17 protein-coding genes are annotated in these 17673 nt (G+C 71.4%); 2 read left to right on the top strand and 15 right to left on the bottom strand.

The genetic code is table 11. The features are described from left to right. The first annotated feature begins 34 nt into the window (after positions 1–34). The gene (gene rpsR, locus ACFWBW_RS03540; protein ID WP_385367957.1) at positions 35–271 is read left to right on the top strand and encodes a 30S ribosomal protein S18; all 237 of its coding nucleotides are present in this window, start codon (positions 35–37) and stop codon (positions 269–271) included. Here the strand turns inward: rpsR and ACFWBW_RS03535 are convergent. From ACFWBW_RS03535 to ACFWBW_RS03465, 15 genes are all read right to left on the bottom strand, one after another. Further along, positions 268–2502, bottom strand: a complete 2235-nt coding sequence (locus ACFWBW_RS03535; RefSeq protein ID WP_385367955.1) for a heavy metal translocating P-type ATPase — start codon at positions 2500–2502, stop codon at positions 268–270. The two genes, rpsR and ACFWBW_RS03535, sit on opposite strands and share 4 nt — an antisense overlap. Before the next feature lie 2 nt (positions 2503–2504). Continuing rightward, positions 2505–2804, bottom strand: coding sequence for a DUF1490 family protein (locus tag ACFWBW_RS03530; protein ID WP_385367953.1), 300 nt, complete (start codon positions 2802–2804; stop codon positions 2505–2507). A 46-nt stretch (positions 2805–2850) separates the two neighbouring features. Further along, on the bottom strand, positions 2851–3777 hold the full coding sequence (locus ACFWBW_RS03525) for a metal ABC transporter permease (RefSeq protein ID WP_385367952.1): 927 nt from the start codon (positions 3775–3777) through the stop codon (positions 2851–2853). Beyond that, entirely contained in the window at positions 3774–4658 is an 885-nt protein-coding gene (locus ACFWBW_RS03520; RefSeq protein ID WP_385367950.1) for a metal ABC transporter ATP-binding protein, read from the bottom strand. Before ACFWBW_RS03520 ends, ACFWBW_RS03525 begins: the two co-directional genes overlap by 4 nt. A 6-nt stretch (positions 4659–4664) precedes the next feature. Next, complete coding sequence (locus ACFWBW_RS03515; protein ID WP_385367948.1) at positions 4665–5606, bottom strand: metal ABC transporter solute-binding protein, Zn/Mn family; 942 nt, start codon at positions 5604–5606, stop codon at positions 4665–4667. 96 nt (positions 5607–5702) lie between these two features. Further along, positions 5703–7202 (bottom strand): ABC transporter ATP-binding protein, encoded by a 1500-nt coding sequence (locus tag ACFWBW_RS03510; protein WP_385367946.1) that lies wholly within the window; start codon positions 7200–7202, stop codon positions 5703–5705. Next, positions 7199–8008 carry an ABC transporter permease gene (locus tag ACFWBW_RS03505; RefSeq protein WP_385367945.1) on the bottom strand — a complete coding sequence of 270 codons (810 nt, stop codon included), beginning with the start codon at positions 8006–8008 and terminating at the stop codon, positions 7199–7201. Before ACFWBW_RS03505 ends, ACFWBW_RS03510 begins: the two co-directional genes overlap by 4 nt. Beyond that, positions 8005–8961: an ABC transporter permease gene (locus ACFWBW_RS03500; protein ID WP_385368074.1), complete on the bottom strand. Its 957-nt coding sequence runs from the start codon at positions 8959–8961 to the stop codon at positions 8005–8007. The genes ACFWBW_RS03505 and ACFWBW_RS03500 overlap by 4 nt, the downstream gene beginning before the upstream one ends. After that, positions 8949–10514 carry an ABC transporter substrate-binding protein gene (locus ACFWBW_RS03495; protein WP_385367943.1) on the bottom strand — a complete coding sequence of 522 codons (1566 nt, stop codon included), beginning with the start codon at positions 10512–10514 and terminating at the stop codon, positions 8949–8951. The genes ACFWBW_RS03500 and ACFWBW_RS03495 overlap by 13 nt, the downstream gene beginning before the upstream one ends. Beyond that, positions 10511–11332 carry a class I SAM-dependent methyltransferase gene (locus ACFWBW_RS03490; RefSeq protein WP_385367941.1) on the bottom strand — a complete coding sequence of 274 codons (822 nt, stop codon included), beginning with the start codon at positions 11330–11332 and terminating at the stop codon, positions 10511–10513. The genes ACFWBW_RS03495 and ACFWBW_RS03490 overlap by 4 nt, the downstream gene beginning before the upstream one ends. Next, on the bottom strand, positions 11329–12585 hold the full coding sequence (locus tag ACFWBW_RS03485) for an MFS transporter (protein WP_385367939.1): 1257 nt from the start codon (positions 12583–12585) through the stop codon (positions 11329–11331). Before ACFWBW_RS03485 ends, ACFWBW_RS03490 begins: the two co-directional genes overlap by 4 nt. A 14-nt stretch (positions 12586–12599) precedes the next feature. Beyond that, complete coding sequence (locus ACFWBW_RS03480; protein WP_385367937.1) at positions 12600–13658, bottom strand: dipeptide epimerase; 1059 nt, start codon at positions 13656–13658, stop codon at positions 12600–12602. Next, positions 13655–14776 carry a PLP-dependent cysteine synthase family protein gene (locus ACFWBW_RS03475; protein WP_385367935.1) on the bottom strand — a complete coding sequence of 374 codons (1122 nt, stop codon included), beginning with the start codon at positions 14774–14776 and terminating at the stop codon, positions 13655–13657. Before ACFWBW_RS03475 ends, ACFWBW_RS03480 begins: the two co-directional genes overlap by 4 nt. Further along, on the bottom strand, positions 14773–15606 hold the full coding sequence (locus tag ACFWBW_RS03470) for a Rossmann-like domain-containing protein (RefSeq protein WP_385367933.1): 834 nt from the start codon (positions 15604–15606) through the stop codon (positions 14773–14775). Before ACFWBW_RS03470 ends, ACFWBW_RS03475 begins: the two co-directional genes overlap by 4 nt. After that, entirely contained in the window at positions 15603–16901 is a 1299-nt protein-coding gene (locus tag ACFWBW_RS03465) for an ATP-grasp domain-containing protein (RefSeq protein WP_385367931.1), read from the bottom strand. Before ACFWBW_RS03465 ends, ACFWBW_RS03470 begins: the two co-directional genes overlap by 4 nt. 269 nt (positions 16902–17170) lie before the next feature. Between ACFWBW_RS03465 and ACFWBW_RS03460 the strand changes: the two genes are divergently transcribed. Further along, positions 17171–17671, top strand: a complete 501-nt coding sequence (locus ACFWBW_RS03460; protein WP_385367929.1) for a GNAT family N-acetyltransferase — start codon at positions 17171–17173, stop codon at positions 17669–17671. Positions 17672–17673: the final 2 nt, after the last annotated feature.

Here is a 17673-nt window from a genome sequence, read left to right as displayed (position 1 = left end):
CCCCCTTCACGCCCCACACCCCTGAGGAACACCGATGGCCCGCCGCCCCTCCCCCAGCAAGCCGCTGAAGTCCCGCCCCAACCCCCTGGATGCGGCAAAGATCACGTACATCGACTACAAGGACACCGACCTGCTCCGGAAGTTCATCTCCGACCGGGGCAAGATCCGCAGCCGCCGCGTCACCCGAGTCACCGCCCAGCAGCAGCGCCGACTCGCCCTGGCCATCAAGAACGCCCGCGAGATGGCCCTGCTCCCGTACGCGGGCCGCTAGCTACCCTCCGGCTCGGGCTCGTCATCGGCTCGCCCTGCCGGATCCCGGTGGGCTACGCGGCGCTCCTCCAGCGGGGCCCGCCGCAGGACGTCGTCACCCACCCGGGGCAGGTGCGGAGTGTGGTTGACCAGCCGGGCGGAGTTGCCCACCACGGCGATGCTGCTGGTGTTGTGCAGCAGGGCCGCGAGGACGGGATTCATGGAACCGCCGGCACCCGCGACCAGGCCGAGGAGATTGACTCCTATGGCGAGCCCGTAGTTCTGCCGTACGACGCGCAGGGTGTGGCGGCTCAGTTCCACGACGGCGGCGACCTGGCGCAGGTCGTTGCCCGCCAGGGCGATGTCGGCGGTCTCCAGGGCCACATGGGAGGAGTGCTCCCCCATGGTGATGCCGACATCGGCGAGGGCGAGGGCGGGAGCGTCGTTGGTGCCGTCACCCACCATGGCGACGGTGTGGCCTTCGGCCTGGAGGTCCCGGATCAGCTGGAGTTTGGCCTCCGGGAGCGCGTGGGCGTGGACTTCGGTGATTCCGAGGGTGTCGGCGACGACCTGGGCCGTCTCCTGCGCGTCGCCGGTGAGCAGGATCAGGCGGGAGACCCCGAGGTCACGCAGCTGCTGCACGACGGTTTCGGCGCCGGCCCGGACGGCGTCGGAGACGCCGAGCATGCCGATGAGGTCCTGGTCGTGGGCGAGGCAGATGACGGTCTCACCGCCGGCGCGCAGCCGGTCGGTCCAGCTCTGGGCGTCCTCGGTGAGGTCGACGCCGTGCTGGCGCAGGAGGGCGGGACTGCCGACGAGGAGTCGGGTTCCGTCGAGTTCGGCGCGCATGCCCATCCCGAGGACGACCTCGCACGCCTGGTGGATCGGTACGTGGAGGTGCTGCTCCTCGGTGCGGGCGACGATGGCCTGGGCGAGCGGGTGGCGTGCGTGCAGTTCGCCGGAGGCGGCCAGACTCAGCACCTCGTCGGCGGTGACCGTCTCGCTGAGGGTCACCACGCTCGTGACCAGGGGCTTGCCGAAGGTGAGGGTGCCGGTCTTGTCGAAGACGACCGCCGTGACCCGGCCGATGCCCTCCAGGTGGGTGCCGCCCTTGATGAGGGTGCCGCGGCGGGCACCGTTGCCGATGGCCGCGCTGATCGCGGTCGGGGTGGCCAGCCCGGCCGCGCAGGGGCAGGCGATGAGCAGCATGGTCATCGCGCGCCGGGCGTCACGGGTGACGACGTAGGTGACCGCGGCCAGGGCGAAGGAGACGGGGACGAAGCGCTGGGTGAAGCGGGTGGCCACGGTCTGGATCGGGGCCCGGTCCGACTGGGCCTCCTCGACCCGGCTGATGATCCTGCCGACCGTGGTGTCCCGGCCGACGGAGTCGGCGCGGATGGTGAGCGAGCCGGAGGTGACGATGGTGCCGGCGTAGACGTGGGCGCCTTCCCTGGAGTAGACGGGCAGCGCCTCGCCAGTGACGGCCGCTTGGTCCACCAGTGCCTCGCCGGTGAGCACGTGTCCGTCGACGGGGATGCGGTGGTGTTCGTACACGGCAACGGTGTCGCCGGGCTCCACGGTCTCCAGGTCGACCTCGAGCTCGACGCCTTCGCGTACGAGCCACACGCGCTCGTCGCCGATGGTGAGCAGTTCCTCGATGGCGCGGCGCGTGCGGCGCAGGGTGAGGGTCTGGAGGAACTCGCCGATGTTCAGGAGCCACAGGACGGTGAGGGCGACCACGTTCTCGCGGAGCACGAGGGAGATGACGGTCGCTGCCGTGACCAGCGTGTCCGTACCGGGGCTGCTGCGGCCGCGCAGCGTGCGCAGGGCACCCCGGAAGAACGGCAGACCGGTGAAGACGGTCACCACGCCTAGCCCGGAGGATCCGAAGGAGATCCGGGGCCGGCCCAGCAGGCGCCGCAGCGCCACGAAGGCCAGGACCGCTCCGCCGACGACCAGCCGGGCCACTTCTCCGGTGGAGGTGTCGGGCAGGGAGCGGGAGGGCTTGGCCGCCACCACGGACGTGGGCGGGGCCTCCTCAAGGGCTTCGACGAGTTGCTGGACGTTCAAGTCGTCAGGGGCCACCCAGATCACGACGCTGCCGGTACGCGGGAAGATCCGCAGCGCGCGGAAACCGCTGATGCCGGTCAGCCGGTCGTCGACGAGGCCGGCGCAGCCGGGCCGTGCTCTCAGCCAGGGCACTGACAGCCGGACGCGCCCCGTGGCCACCGAGCAGACCAGGACGGTCGACATGATCAGTGCTCGTGTCCGTGATCATCGTGATTGACGGTGACCGCGGACGGCGGGGGCACCTCTTCGCCGAGCGATGTACGGGCCTCGGCCAGCATGTCGCCGGCCTTCAACCGGGCCTCCTCGGCAGCCGAGGCCAGCCATCTGCTCGCCACGATCCCGCCCGCGAGACCGCTGACCAGCGCTTTGCGCGCGGCCGGAGCCGCGGCGGGTGCGTTCTTGATGATCAGGCCGCCCACCACGCCGGATATCGCGTAATGGGCCAGCTTGCCGCCTGTCGCAGCGGCGATCGCGAGGGGGTGCATGAGCAGCTCCTTCCGTACGCGCCGAACGGCACGACGGACCTCCCTCTCAGTGTGGACCCGCCGCACCCACCGGGTCGAGCCGAGCCCGGGCCAGAGCCCCCTGGGCGCCGCGCCGCCCGCCCGCCAGCCGGCATCCCAGGTAGATGAGGAACGAGATGGTCGTGACGTACGGGCTGATCGGGACGGTGCTGCCGAGGGCGAGCAGGATGCCCCCTTCCATCGCCACGAGCGCGAAGGCAACGCTCAGCACCGGCAGCAACACCGGGGAGGCCGTGAGCCGGGCGGCGGCGGCCGCCGGGGTGACGAGCAACGCGAGGACGAGCAGGGCTCCGACGATCTGGACGCACAGAGCCACCGCGAGCCCGAGAACCAGCATGAACGCCAGCGACAGGGCACGGACGGGCAGACCCCTGGCCTCGGCGACCTCCGGGTCCGCGCTGGCGAAGGTGAGCGGCCGCCAGAGGAACACGAGGGCAGCCAGCGCCACCGCTGACGTGCCGAGGAGCCATGCCATCTGCGGGGTGTCGACCGCGATGATCTGGCCGGTCAGGATCCCGAATTTGTTGGCCGCCCGCCCCTTGTAGAGGGACAGGAAGAGCACACCCAGGCCCAGACCGAACGGCATGAGGACGCCGATGATGGAGTTCCGGTCACGGGCGCGCACCCCCAGCACGCCGATGGCCGCCGCCGCGAGCAGGGAGCCCACGATGGATCCGGCGACGATGTTGACCCCCAGCAGCAGTGCCGCCGACGCGCCGGCGAACGACAGCTCGCTGATCCCGTGCACCGCGAACGGCAGGTCGCGCATGATCACGAACACGCCGACCAGCCCGCCCACCAGCCCCAGCAGGGCCCCGGCCAGCAGCGAGTTGTGGACCAGGGCCAGCAGGTCGCCGTAGTTCTCGAAGTTGAAGATCTGCCGCCAGACGCCGCCGTCCTCAGCGCCGTCGGCCAGCGGCCACGGTCCGGTCATGGCCGTCCACCGCCGTTGGTGGTGGAGGAGGGGTGGTGCGTGCCGGCGGTGTCGGGTGCCCCCACCACGACGATGCGGCCCCGTACGCGCAGGACGTCGACCTGGGTCCCGTACAGCTCTGACAGGGCGGCCGTGGTCATCACCTCGTCCGGCGGGCCGATCCGGAATCCGTGCGGGGCCAGGTACAGGACGCGGTCGACGAGACCGAGCACCGGGTTGATCTCGTGCGTCACGAAGACGACGGCGGTTTCGGCGCGGCGGCGCCGCTCGTCCACCAGCGCGGTGACCGTGTGCTGGTGCTGCAGGTCCAGGGAGAGCAGGGGCTCGTCGCACAGCAGGATCCGCGGGTCGGTAGCCAGGGCCTGCGCGATGCGGACACGCTGCTGTTCACCACCCGACAGCATGCCGACGGGCGCGTCCGCGTAGGGCAGGGCTCCTACGGAATCCAGGATCTCCTCCACGCGGCGGTGAACCGCGCCGGGGGCGAGCGGTAGCCCCCAGCGGTGCCCCTCCATGCCGAGCCGTACCAGGTCACGGGCTCGCAGCATCGTGTGGGCGGGAAGAGCCTTCTGCTGCGGCACGTACCCGACGTACCGGCTGCCGTGTCGGGGCGGCAGGCCCAGAACCTCCAATGTGCCCGCCGTCAGCGGCAGGCGCCCGAGGAGCACGCGCAGCAGGCTGGTCTTGCCCGAGCCGTTCGGCCCCAGCACCGCCAGGAACTCGCCGGGACGTACGTCGAGGTCCAGCTCGCGCCACATCACTCGGTCGCCATAGGCAAGGGCGGCCCCGCGCAGACTGATGACCGGTGCGGCGGAAGCGTCGTCCCCCCGGGGAGTGGGTCCGGGGTGGGTGAGCGGCGCGACGGCTTCCGTACGGTCCACAGCACCTCACCGGCTCAGGGCGCCGTTGAGCGCGTCGACGTTGGCGGTCATCCAGCCGATGTAGTCCTCGCCTGCGGGAAGCGTCTCGGTCACCGAGATCACGGGGATGCGGTTGTCCTCGGCGGCCTTCTTGACCTTCTCGGTCTGGGGCCCCGCCGTCTGCTCGTTGTAGACGAGCGCCTCGACCTTCCCGCCGGCGAACAGCGCGAGGGTCTCGCGCAGGGTCCGGGGCGAGACCTCTTCGCCTTCCTCTACGGCCTCGCTGAATGCGGCGGGAGTCCGGTTCACCAGGCCGGAGGCCTCGGTCAGGTACAGCGGCACCGGCTCGGTGACCGCTACCGGCGTGCCCGAGTGGTCCGCCTTGATGCGGTCCGTGCGGTCCTGGAGGGATGCCAGCTCGTCCTTGAATTCCTTGGCGTGCTCGCGGAACGTGCCCGCGTCGGCGGGTTCGACCCGGGCCAGGGCGGCCGCGATCCGGTCCGCGAGGCGGCCCACCGTCGGGAAGTCGTACCAGACGTGCTCGTTCAGCTCCCCACCTGCAGGAACGGTCTTCCCCGAGAGGGCCACCACGTTGATCACGTCAGCGGAGGAGTTGTCCGAGCTGCGGAGCATCCGGTCGACGAAATCGTCGTATCCGCCGCCGTTCTCGACGACGACCTTCGCCTTGGCCAGCTCCAGCTGGGTTCGCGTACTGGCCTCGTACGAGTGGGGGTCCTGCGCCGGGTCGCTGATGATCGAGACGACTTCGACCCGGTCGGCGCCGATCCGCTCGACGATGTCCCCGTACACGTTGGTGGAGGCGACCACGGGGATGGCGATCTGTGGGGCGGCTCGGCGCCCGTCGGCCGCTGAATCGGCGCTGGCCACGGCCGGGGGGCACCAGACGAGGGTCAGCGCGATGGCGACGCCGACGAGCGGGCCCATGCCACGGGCTGAAGAGACGCGCATGGCGTCCTCCCTGCCGGAGGGAAACCGAAACGGTCATCACTTCCACTATCTCCCCGTTTGGCCCAGCCCTCTACTTGCCGGCCAGGCACCGCGCCCTCAGCATTCCGGCGCGTGGCCTGTCAGCGCCGTCAGCGAGGCGGACAGCAGCTCCTTGGTGATCGCTTGCTGCGGCAGCTCGATCAGCTGACGGGCCGGGCCTGCCTCGACGATGCGCCCTGCGTCCAGGACCGCGATGCGGTCCGCGAAGGCTGCGGCGGCCGCGAGGTCGTGGGTGATGAACACCAGGCTGAGCTCGCGGTGTTCCCTGAGCCGGGCGAGGGCGTCGAGGATCGTGGTCCGCGTCCTCGTGTCGAGGCCGGAGGTGATCTCGTCGCAGATCAGGACGCTTGGCCCGGCCAGCAGAGCCCGGGCCAGCGCCGCCCGTTGGAGTTCGCCGCCGGAGAGCTCGCCGGGGCGGCGCCCGGCAAGCTTCTCGCTCAGGCCGAACTCGCCGAGGGTGCTCACGGCTGTACGGCGCGCTTCCGCCGGGGTGGCGCCTTGGAGCCGTACGGCACTGCGGGCGACCTGGTCGAGGACCGGCCGGTGTTCGTCGAAGGCGGCCTTCGCGTCCTGGAACACGTACTGCACGGCGGCCAGTTCGGGGCGAGTGCGGGAACGCAGGCTTCGCGGCAGCGGCTTCCCGTCGAGCAGGACCGTGCCCTCGTACGCACGGTGCAGGCCGGCCAGGCAGCGTCCCAGGGTGGTCTTGCCGCTGCCGGAACGGCCGACGAGCGCCAGGCACTCCCCTGCCGCGACCGAGACTCCGATGTCGCTCAGCACCTCGGGCACCCCGCGCGTGGTGCGGTGCCGTGCGGTCAGGTTCCGCGTTTCCACACGCATCGGACCGCGTGGTCGGGGCTGTCGCGCAGCGCGCAACTCCTCCCGTGCGAGACCCTCCAGGACCGACGGCGCGGGTCCGCGGTCCACGACCCGCCCGTCCCGCATCACCACGACCTCGTCGGCCAGTTCCCGTACGACGTCCAGGTCGTGGCTGAGCAGGATGACGGCGATGCCCTGTGCGGCCACGGCCGCCAGCTCCGCGACGATGCCCTGTTTGGTGAGGACGTCCTGCCCGGTGGTGGGTTCGTCGGCGACGATGACCCGGGCTCCCAGCAGCAACGCCTGCGCGAGTACGACCCGCTGCTGCTGTCCGCCGGAAAGCTGGTGGGGAAAGCGGCGCAGCACGGCCTCCGGATCCGGGAGCTGAGCCAGGCGCAAGGCCTCTTCGACACGGCGCCTGCGTTCGAGCCGGTCTCCTTGCTGTCGGGCGGCGATGTCCGCAAGGAGCGCGCCCACCCGGCGGGCAGGGTTGAGCACTGACGCCGGATGCTGGGGGATGTATCCGACCGAGCCCGCAGGTGTGTGCACCTCCCCCTCGACGACGGCGCCGGCCGGGTACTCGCCCAGGAGGGCGAGCCCGGTGGTGGTCTTGCCGCTGCCGGACGGGCCGATGACGGCGGTGATCCTGCCCGCGTGGGCGGCGAGGCTCACACCGTCCACGATCGCCCGGCCGCCGATGGCGACTCGTAGGTCCCGTACCTCTGCGACGAGGGTCATCGCGTCGCTCCCTTCCGGGGGGTGTGCCGTTGGAGGGCGGCGTCGAACAGCAGGTTGGTGCCCATAGAGAGGGCCGCGATGAGCAGGGCGGGCACGACCACGGCCCAGGGCTGGAGGAAGAGGCCGGTGCGGTTGCGGTCGACCATCACCGCCCAGTCGGCGGCGTCCGGCTGGACGCCCACGCCGAGGAAGGCGGCGGTCGCGACCAGGTAGAGGGCTCCGGTGAGCCGGATCCCGGCATCCGCGGCGAGAGTGCGGCGCATGGAGCGGGCCACGTAGCCGATGGCCGTGCGCCACCAGGACTCGCCCTGCATGCGCAGCGCTTCCACGGCTGGCCGGGAAGAGATCTCGACGGCCGCCGCGTGGACGACCCGGGCGGCGTCGGGTACGGCGGCCAGCCCGACCAGGACGGTCAGTCCGGCGGGTCCCGGGGTGAAGGTGGCCGCGACGAGCAGCACCAGCAGGAGGGAGGGGACCGCGATGACCACGTCCAGGGGCCGCATCAATGCCTCCTCCAGCCAGGTACGGCGGGTGAGGGCCGCGGCGAGGCCCAAGGGGATGGCGACGAGGTAGGCGAGGACAGTGGCCGCGATCGCCACGAGCACGACGGAGCGGCCGCCGAGGAGCACCTGGTGCCATACGTCGCGTCCGCTGAAGTCTGTGCCGAGCCAGTGCCCTTCGAGGGAGGCGAAGGAGACCGAGCGGGGGCCGGGCGGGCCCGCCACGAAGGGCCCGGCCAGCGCGAGGAGGACGGGAAGGACGATCAGCCCGAGTGCGAAGAGGGACCGTGCCGGCTTCTGCTTCATGCCACCACCTCGGACCGGGGTGCGAAGCGGCGGGCTGCCAGGTCGGCGGCGAGGTTGACCGCGACGGTGACGATGCCGAAGACGACGGCCATGCCCTGGACCACGGGGAGGTCGCGGGCGGCGACGGCTTCGATGAGCACGGTGCCGAGGCCTGGGATCACGAAGAGTGCCTCCACGACGATCACTCCGCTGAGGAGCCAGTCGCAGGTACGGGCCAGCTGCTGGGTGGCGGGGGCGAGGGCGTTGGGCAGGGCGTGGGTCCAGGTGATCCGGGCGCCGGAGACCCCGTAGCGGCGGGCCTGGGCCACGTAAGGGGAGGCCAGCGCGTCGATCACCCCGGCGCGCACGAGGCGGCTAATGGTGCACACGGGCCGGGACAGCAGGACGACGACGGGCAGGACCAGGACCGCGGGCTCCGTGAACGGGTCTACGCCGACGGCGGTGGGCGGCAGCCAGGCCAGCCACAGTCCGAAGAGCGTGGCGAGCAGGACCCCGACGGCGAATTCCGGTACGGCGTGCACCGCGAGGGTCAGCGCGCTGACGGTCTTGTCGAGCGGCCCGCCCTCGCGGCGGGCCGCCAGCACACCGAGCCCGACCGAGAGGGGGACGAGCAGGGCGAGGGTGGCGCCGGCGAGGAGGAGGGTGGGGCCGAGACCGTCGGTCAGATAGCCGGTGACGGGCCGACCGCTGACCAGGGAGGTACCGAGGTCGCCGTGCAGGAGGCCGGCAACCCAGTCCGCGAAGCGTTCGGGGGCGGGCCGGTCCAGGCCCATCGTCTCGCGGATGAGCGCGATGCGAGCCGGATCGGGCTGGTCCCCGGCGAGGGCGACCGCCGCGTCACCGGGCAGCGCCTCGGTGAGCGCGAAGATGAACAGGACGACGGCCGCCGTCTGCCCCAGACCGAGGAGCAGGCGGCGGCCGATCCATGACAGGTGCGGTGTCACGCGATCCAGATCTTGTCGAAGCGGGCCCAGTCGAGGGTGTTGGCGGGTGCCGTCTTCGACACCCCGTGCACCTTGGGGGCGGTGGCGATGATCCAGTCGGCGAAGCCCCAGATCAGGAAGCCGCCCTCGTCGTGCAGCCGGCGCTGCATCCGCTCGTAGAGAGCGCCGCGCTGCGTGACGTCGCGCGTCGACTGGGCCTGCTGGTACAGGTCGTCGAAGTCCTTGTGCTGCCACTTGGTGGCGTTGGTGGTGGAACCGGTCAGCAGCCGCTGCGAGATGTGGGACTCGATGGGCATGGCGCCGGACCGGTAGGAGGCGAAGGTGCCGTTGTTCAGGATGTCCTTCCAGTACGTGTCCTTGTTGCCGACCTTGACCTCGACGGTGACTCCGGCCTTCGCCGCCTGCTCCTTGAAGATGCCGGCGGCCTCGACGAAGCCCGTGGCGGCCGGGGCGGTGTCGAGGGTGACCTTGAGGCCCTCGGCACCGGCCTCCTTGAGCAGGGCGCGGGCCTTGTCGAGGTCCTGGGTGCGCTGCGGGAGACCGGCGGGGTAGTACTGGTAGCCCTTGCCGAAGAGGTCGTTGCCGATCTCTCCGGCGCCGGAGAGGGCTCCGTCGAGGAGTTCCTTGCGGTCGGCGATGAGGAAGAAGGCCTGACGGACCCGGGGGTCGTTGAAGGGCGGGCGGTCGGTCTTCATGACGAAGCCCTGCATCGCGCTGCCCGGCAGACGGACGACGTCGATCTTGCCCTTGCCCTCGTGGGTGCGGGCGGTGGCCGGGTTCAGTTCGTGGGCGTACTCGACCTGACCGCCGAGCAGGGCACTGACGCGTGCCGACTCCTCGCCGGCGACGACGAATTCGAGCTCGTCGAGGTGGGGTGCGCCCTCCCAGTAGGCGTCGTTGCGCTTGACGAGGAGGGAGCTGCCGGGCTTGAAGGAGACGAAGCTGAACGGGCCGGAGCCGACGGGCTTGGCGAAGGCGGTGGCGTCCTTGGGGACGATGTACGCGCCGAACGCGGCGAGGACGTTGGGGAATTCGGCATACGGGCGCTTGAGCTTGAACTCGACGGTGGAGGCGTCCACCGCCCGGCTCGCAGCGAGGTCGATCGGCTCCAGAGAGGCCTTGGCCCGGAAGGTGCCCTTGGGGTCGGCGATCCGGCGGTAGCTGTAGAGAACGTCCTCGGCGGTGACGGGCTTGCCGTCGTGGAAGGCGGCCTTGCGCAGGGTGATCGTCCAGGTGTCGAGAGCGTCGTTGGGCTCCCAACGCTCGGCGAGCCGGGGGACCGCGGCGAGGTCGGCGCCGAAGTCGGCGAGCTTGTCGAACAGGGCCTTGGCGCGGGCGGCGTCGACGAACAGGTTGGCGGCGTGCGGGTCGAGGGTCTCGTTGGCTCCGCCACCGGCGAAGGCGGCGCGCAGCTTGCCGCCCTGCTTGGGGGATCCCTCCGCGGCGTTCTTGGCGTCCGGGGTGGTGGATCCGGTGCCACAGGCGGCGGTGAAGGCGAGGGCGGTGGCGCCGGTGGCGATGAGGAAGCCCCTGCGGGCGAGGCTGGAGCGGGCGTCGTTCATGGGGTGGTGTCTCCGTTGCTGGGGTGGGGCTTGAGCCGGGCGATGAGGTGGAGGCGGTCGGAACTCGTGGTCCCGTGCGGCGCCTCGCCTTCGCTCCACGGCGGTTCGGTGCGGGGGCCGGGTCCGTCGTGCAGCGCGAGGACCTCGAACCCGGCGGTGGTGAGGAAGTACCGGAGTTCCTGCGGGAAGAGGAGCCTCCAGGCGGAGCGCTGCTCTTCCTGCGGGCAGCCGTCTTCGGCGGTCCAGATTCTCCGGCGGCGCAGGAGTTGCGCGCCGTGATCGATCCACAGGGTGGTGTGGGAGGTGTACGTGGTGCCGCGCCAGGCAAAAGTGTTCGTGCGCGGGCCGTCGAGGAGCTCGGTGTTGCCGAGGAAGAAGGCCCCGTTGCGCATCTCCGCGACGAGGAGTCCGCCCGGGGTGAGGTGGGCGCGGCAGCGGGCGAGGAAGGCGGCGAGGTCCTCGTTGGTGTGGCAGTAGAGCAGGGCGCTGTCCAGGCAGACGATCGCGTCGAAGGTCGCTCCGAGGTCGAAGTCGCGCATGTCGGCCCGGTGGTACGCGGGGCCGGGGTGGTGCGTGCCCGCGTGGGCCAGCATGGCCTGCGAGGTGTCGATGCCGGTGACCTCGCGCCCGGACCGGTGGTGCAGCCAGGCGGCGTCACGGCCCGTGCCGCACCCGACATCGAGGACGCGGGGGCCGGCGCCGTGGCGGGTCAGCACGTCCTCGGTCCAGCGGGCGGCGAGCCGTTCGGGGTCGGGGAAGCGTTCCTCGTAGAGCTCGGGGTGGTCGGTGAGCAGGTTGCTGCTTGTCGTCACTGTCATCGCGTCTCACTTCGGAGCCGGTCGGGGAGAGCGGGGGCCGTCGGATCGTGTGCCTGCCCTACTGGCAGCACGCCTCTGCGCTGGAGGTGTGCGACGCCCGCTGCGGATGCCAGGCCCAGGGCGAGGCAGCAGCCGTAGGGCAGCCAGGTCAGGCCGGTGTGGCCCGCTGTGTCCATGGACCAGCCGATGGCCGCGCTGCCGGCGGCGGCCGCGACCCCGGAGACCGCGTAGAAGAGGCCGTAGAACGTGCCGGTCAGGCTGTCGCGGCCGAAGGCCGGTATCAGCTCCATCACGAAGGGCGAGGCGATCATCACGCCGAGGTGCAGCAGCAGGGCCCCAATGAGCACTGGCAGCAGACGCAGGGGGTGCGCGGTGGTGGCGCCCGCGACGAGCATCGGGGGCAGGAATCCGAGGCCCATGACGCCCAGGCCGGTGGCGATCCAACGGCCCCTGCTCCCCCGGGCCTTCAGGGCGCGGGTGATGCGCAGCTGGAACAGCAGGTTGGCGACGGTCCCGGCGAGGAACAGCAGGCCGACCGAGCCGCCCCAGCCGGAGGCGTCGGTCGCCGCCCGGGGCAGCAGTAGGTAGAGCTGGTTCTCCAGGCTGTACATCCCGACCATGGCGAGGGAGAAGAGCAGGAACCGGCGGTTGCCCGCCGCCTCTCGCCAGTCGGCGAGGAAACCCGAGTCGGGAGCCGGTACCTCACGTGCCGGCAGCACCAGGAACTGCGCGAGCGTGAGTACGGCGAATACGCCGGCCGCGGTGACAGCGGCGGCCCGGAAGTCCACGAGCAGCAGCAGGGTCCCCAGCAGCGGGCCGAGCAGCGCCCCAGCCGTGGCGAACACGTTGAACAGCGCGAACGCCTCCGCCTTGCGCTCCCCGGCCTCCTGGGCGACGTACGTCCGCACGGCGGGGTTGAACAGGGCCCCCGCCAGGCCACTGAGTATGGACGCGGCGATCAGCAACGGCAGGCTGTCGCCGAGGGCGAACAGGCCGAATCCCACCGTGCGCAGGGCGCAGCCCGCGATGATCACGCCGCGGGCGCCGAGCCGGTCGGCGGCCGAGCCGCCGATCAGGAACAGGCCCTGCTGGCTGAGGTTGCGCAGGCCGAGGACGACGCCGACGACGGCAGCCGAGAGCCCCAGGTCGTCGGAGAGGTGGGTGGCGAGGTACGGGATGAGCAGGTAAAAGCCGGTGTTGACGCCGAGTTGGTTGACCAGGAGCAGTCGTACGGCGAGGGGGAAGCCTCGCATCGGTCTGAGGATCTTCACCTGACGACCGCCATGTGCGTGCGCCGGACGCCGAGTCCTGCGCGGTCGGCGGTCCGTACGGTGCCGTCCCTGCCGCCGATACCGGTCCAGGGGTCGTCGGCGAGCAGCAGGTGCCCGTCGAGGTCCACCCAGCGGGCCCGGTCGGCTATGTGCACGGCTGGTGCGATGCCGAGCGAGCTGGCGGTGAGGCAGCCGAGCATGAGGTCGGTTCCGCTGCCGCGCAGTGCGTCGTGGATCCGCAGGGCGGCCCGTACCCCGCCGCACTTGGCGAGCTTGACGTTGACTCCGTGCACCAGTCCGGCGAGGGCGACGGCGTCCTCGTACGAGACCGCGTCCTCGTCGGCGATGACGGGCACCGGGGACTCCTTGGCCACGCGGGCGAGCGCGTCGGGGCTGCCCGGTGCGATGGGCTGTTCCACGGCGGTGACGCCGAGCTCGGCGAAGAGCGGCAGCAGGTCGATCGCCTGGCGTTCGGTCCATGCACCGTTGGGGTCGAGCAGCAGACCCACCCCTGGAGCTCCGACCTGCACCGCCCTCACCCGGGCCAGGTCCTCCTCCGGATCGGGGGATCCGGCCTTGATCTTGATGACGGTGAATCCGCTCAGTGCGAGGCGGGCGGCCTGCGCGGCCGCAGGTACGGGCGGGACGATGCCGATCGTGCGGGCCGTCTGCACGGCCGGTGCGGTGTGCGTACCCAGGAGCTGGTGGGCGGGCCGGCCGGCCCGCTTGCCGACCAGGTCGAGCAGGGCCGCCTCCGTCCCGGCGAGCACACCGGCCGGCAGCTCCGGCAATCCGGGCAGCAAGTCGGCTACGTGTGCGTCCCACGCGGTCTCTGGGTCGGGAAGGCGTTCGATGGTGGGGCGCACCGTGGTGAGGTGCCGGACGATGCGAGCGGTGGGCAGGCCTAGGTAGTCGCTGCTGACCACCTCTCCCCAGCCGGTCAGGCCGCCGTGTTCGATCGCGACCCAGACCGCGTCGCGGCGGGCCATCACCGAGCGGGAGATGCGCAGCGGCTCGGCCAGTTCCAGCTCGGTGGTGTGCCAGGTGAGTCTCATGCGGCGCCTCCCCACATCGGCGCGGGCAGGTGCGGCCGAGTGGCCGCGCGGGGGTCGAGGATGGTGCGGCAGCGGGTCCAGCCGACGGCCTCAGTCGCGTGCGGGTGTGCGATCTCCAGGGGGCGGAGGGCGAGTTCGGCCCGGTCGAGGCCGTGGGCGTGGCAGAAGTCGTCGTCGTAGACGGTGCCGAGGTAGCGGTGCGGGCCGTCGGGGAAGACGGTCGCCACGACTGCTCCGGCCTCGACCCGGGCGGCCCAGGCGGAGACCAGGGCGACGGCGCCGGTGCTCCAGCCGCCGCTGACGAAGCTGGTACGGGCGAGCCTGCGGCAGGCGTCGACGGCTTCGGCGGGGCCCACCCAGTGCACCTCGTCGAAGGCGTGGTGGGCAACGTTGCGCGGGTGGATGCTGCTGCCGAGCCCGCGCATCAGGCGGGGGCGTGCGGGCTGGCCGAAGATGGCGGAGCCGATGGAGTCGACGCCGATCACCTGCAAGCGCGGCCAGCGGCGACGCAGCGGGCCGATGAGCCCGGCGCTGTGGCCGCCGGTACCGACGCTGCACACCAGGACGTCCAAGTGGTCGAGCTGCCCGCAGAGTTCGGCGGCCATGGAGACATATCCGGCTGCGTTGTCGGGGTTGTTGTACTGGTCGGGCCAGTAGGCGTCCGGGATCCGGGCCAGGACCTCGTGGAGCCGGGAGATCCTGGCGGCCTGCCAGCCACCCTCGGGGGCGGGCCGCTCCACCAGCTCCAGCTGTGCCCCATACGCACGGAGCAACTGCCGCATGGACGGCTCGAGTTCGCGGTCGCCGACGAGGACGACGGGATGGCCGAGGGCCTGTCCGGCGAAGGCGAGACCGATCCCCAGGGTTCCGGAGGTGGATTCGACCACGGTGGCGCCCGGGCGGAGTTCGCCGCGCTGTCGGGCACCGCGCAGCATGGACACGGCGGACCGCGCCTTCATCCCACCCGCGCCGAGGCATTCGAGCTTGGCCCAGAAGCCCGGGTGCGCGATGGGCAGTTCCGTACGGATCCGCGCGAGCGGGGTGCCTCCGACCAGCGTCAGCAGCTCCGGATTCGTGCTGCGGGCCGGCGGGCGGAACAGCGGGGGTGCGACGGTCAACGGATGCCTCCGTAGCGGTGGATGACTCCGGGGCCGCCGTCGAGCCAGAAGAAGGGGTAGGGCTCGGCGGACACGGCGCTGACCCCGGCGCCCATGAAGCGCGGGAGAACTGCGCTGCCGGTCTGCGCGAACATGACCAGGGGCTTCCCGGTGGCTGCGGCATGGTCGAGCAGCGGCTGGAAGGTGCCGTTCCCGAGGGTCATGCCGGAGGCGAGGATCGCGTCGCAGTGTGCCAACTCCGCGAGGGCGTCGGCCCGTACGGGCTCGCCCCACTCGCTGGTGCCGCCCTTGAGGTCGCAGGGCACGTAGCCGGCACCGCGCTCGCGCAGCTGCTCCAGTAGGGAGTTGACCACGCCGATGACGAGGACCCGGCGGATCCCGGTCGCGGGCAGCAAATCGACCACGGCGCGAGCGCGGGCTCTGGACCGCTGCAGGGAACTGCCGGCCGACAGGGTGTAAGGGCGGGCGCCGTGATCGGGAGTGTGGGGGCGTACCCGGCCCAGGTACGCGTCGAGCGCGGCGATGCGGACGGGAAGCATCGGGTGGACGAGGAGCTCGGCCACCGAGGCTCCGACGCAGTCGTCGAGTGCCGCCGCCGGCAGCGCTCCTGGCTCCACGGCGCAGGATCCGACGGCTGCGTCCAGGCGCAGGCTGAGCACCTCGTTGCGGTATCCGCTGCTGCGGCCGGCGTGCCGGACCGCCTGGGCGGTGGTGAAGGCGAGCGCGATGCGTTCCTGGGCGGGGTCTGGTCCGTAACTCCCGGTGCGGACCGCCTCGATGAGCTGATCGACGGTGCGTACGGCGGGTTCGTGCAGGGTGGACGCGGTCATGCGGGCACCGCCGACGGCTCGGCCGAACACTCTTCAGCCGAACCCTCTTCATACGTGGGGTGCAGGTACGCGATCAGCCGCTCGGCAGCCTCGCGGGCCCCGCCGCCCTGGGTGTCGGCGGTCATGATGTGGCCCAGGTACTCGTTGTTGCTGGTCGCGGCACGTACGGCGCGGCCGGGCTCGGCGAGGGTGAGCTCCAGCACCCCGGGCTGCACCCGGACCTCGTCGGCGCCCTCAATGCCGACGAGGGTGCCGGTGGTGTCGGGGAGCAGGAAGGCGATGGCGGCGCTGTGCACGCCGGTCGGGCGCGGCGTGAGGTCAGGCATGCGGCCGAGCGCGACGTCGACGCAGGCTGCGGCAAGGTCGATGCCCGTCACGTGCCGGACGAGTTCGGTGATCCGGTTACCGGCGGGCCGGGGGTTGACCTCGACCACCTTGGGCCCCTCGGGCGTCAGTTTGATCTCGGTGTGGCAGACCACGTGATCCAGACCGAGGGCTTTCACCGCGGCCACAGCCGTGTCGACCGCTTCCCGCTCCGACTCAGGTGCGATGCCCGCCGGGAACATATGACCGGTCTCGATGAAAGCGGGCGCACCTCCGACGCTCTTGTCCGTGACACCGACCACGCCCGTGACACCACCGAAGGAGACGGTCTCGACGCTTACCTCGGGGCCGTTGAGCAGCTCTTCGAGCAGGGCGGAGGGCGTACGGTCCTGCCCGCGAGCGTTGACTGGGAACTCGGCCAGCGCCCGGCACGCGAGTTCCAGTTCCCGCTCGTCGCGGACCTCGCGGACCAGCATCCCGCCGCACAGGTCGACGGGCTTGACCACGAGGGGATAGCCGATCTCCCGGGCGGCGGCCGCGGCCTGCGCCGCATCGGCACAGAGCACGAAGCGGGGGCCCGGCACCCCGGCCTCGGCCAGTACCCGGCGGGTCAGATCCTTGCGACAGGCACCCTCGACGGCTTCGACAGCCGGGCCGGGCAGCCCCAGCCGCTCGGCGATCCGGGCCACGGCTGGCAGGTAGTAATCGCAGGAGGAGACCACCCCGTCGAAGGCGAGCACCGCGTGCAGGCGCTCCAGGTGGGGCAGCAGCCCATCCATGTCATTGGTGTCCGCGGTGATGATGTTGCGCGCGGCCAGCAACGGGTGCGGGCCGCCGGACGCAGCGCCCCGCAGGTAGTGGTGCAGGTCCCGCGTGACGAAGGTGAACTCGTGCCCGCCTTCCCCGATCGCCCTGGGCAGCAGCCTGCTCATCGACCCCACCCAGCTCTCGACAACCAGCAGATGCGCCAATGGACTTCCTCTCAAAATGCCGCCACGACCGTGGGGCATACCTGCGAAGCGGGCTGCCTGACGGGAGGCGTCCGCATCGAACGAGGAGGAAGCTACCTGAAATCGTTTTCATTTCCAATAGAGCGGATTTCCGGTAGCCTGCCGCTCACGAGACCGGAGCGCCGGAAGGGAACTACCGAGCCATGAGGGACCTGACACAGGGGCAAGAGATCGGGCCGTACGTGGTTCGGCACGCCAGGCCGGGGGACGCGCCCGGCGCACGGAGCGTCATGCTCGACACGTTCTACCGGGAGTTCGACTACGGGTACGTGCCCCAATGGCACGACGACGTCGTCGACATCGACAGCACCTATCTCACGCACCCGCGCCACACCCTCGTCGTGGCCGTCCTGGGCGAAGAAGTGGTCGGCACTACCGCCCTGAACTCCCGGGGCCCTGCACACCCCCCGCACCCCCGCTGGCTCACCGAGCGCTACCCCTCCGGGCGCACGGCGCAGCTCCTGCGGGTGTACGTACGGCCGGACCACCGCAGGCACGGACTGGCGCGCGCCATGGTCAGGACAGCCTGCGAGTTCGCCGCCGGCGTCCCCGGCTACGACACGATCTACCTGCACACGAACGTCGACATCCCGGGCGCGGAAGCCTTCTGGCGCAGCATGGCCGACGAAGTCTGCGACGCCCGCACGACCGGCGAGCACGGCGGCTACGGGACGGTCCACTTCGAGATCCCGATCCCCGTCGCGGCCACCACCGGCCGACTCAGCGGCTGACC

It is taken from the genome of Streptomyces sp. NPDC059957 (assembly GCF_042730015.1).
Taxonomy (GTDB): domain Bacteria; phylum Actinomycetota; class Actinomycetes; order Streptomycetales; family Streptomycetaceae; genus Streptomyces.
The sequence above is the reverse complement of the archived record's forward strand: the minus strand, read 5'-3'. Positions and strand labels throughout refer to the sequence as shown.

Bases quoted from the DNA above. Each gene is read 5' to 3' on its own strand.
- ACFWBW_RS03460 (WP_385367929.1), top strand. From the start codon at position 17,171: ATGCTCGACACGTTCTACCGGGAGTTCGACTACGGGTACGTGCCCCAA.
- ACFWBW_RS03495 (WP_385367943.1), bottom strand. From the start codon at position 10,514: ATGAACGACGCCCGCTCCAGCCTCGCCCGCAGGGGCTTCCTCATCGCC.
- ACFWBW_RS03525 (WP_385367952.1), bottom strand. From the start codon at position 3,777: ATGACCGGACCGTGGCCGCTGGCCGACGGCGCTGAGGACGGCGGCGTC.
- ACFWBW_RS03530 (WP_385367953.1), bottom strand. From the start codon at position 2,804: ATGCACCCCCTCGCGATCGCCGCTGCGACAGGCGGCAAGCTGGCCCAT.
- ACFWBW_RS03505 (WP_385367945.1), bottom strand. From the start codon at position 8,008: ATGAAGCAGAAGCCGGCACGGTCCCTCTTCGCACTCGGGCTGATCGTC.
- ACFWBW_RS03485 (WP_385367939.1), bottom strand. From the start codon at position 12,585: ATGCGAGGCTTCCCCCTCGCCGTACGACTGCTCCTGGTCAACCAACTC.
- rpsR (WP_385367957.1), top strand. From the start codon at position 35: ATGGCCCGCCGCCCCTCCCCCAGCAAGCCGCTGAAGTCCCGCCCCAAC.
- ACFWBW_RS03535 (WP_385367955.1), bottom strand. From the start codon at position 2,502: ATGTCGACCGTCCTGGTCTGCTCGGTGGCCACGGGGCGCGTCCGGCTG.
- ACFWBW_RS03480 (WP_385367937.1), bottom strand. From the start codon at position 13,658: ATGAGACTCACCTGGCACACCACCGAGCTGGAACTGGCCGAGCCGCTG.
- ACFWBW_RS03470 (WP_385367933.1), bottom strand. From the start codon at position 15,606: ATGACCGCGTCCACCCTGCACGAACCCGCCGTACGCACCGTCGATCAG.
- ACFWBW_RS03515 (WP_385367948.1), bottom strand. From the start codon at position 5,606: ATGCGCGTCTCTTCAGCCCGTGGCATGGGCCCGCTCGTCGGCGTCGCC.
- ACFWBW_RS03490 (WP_385367941.1), bottom strand. From the start codon at position 11,332: ATGACAGTGACGACAAGCAGCAACCTGCTCACCGACCACCCCGAGCTC.
- ACFWBW_RS03510 (WP_385367946.1), bottom strand. From the start codon at position 7,202: ATGACCCTCGTCGCAGAGGTACGGGACCTACGAGTCGCCATCGGCGGC.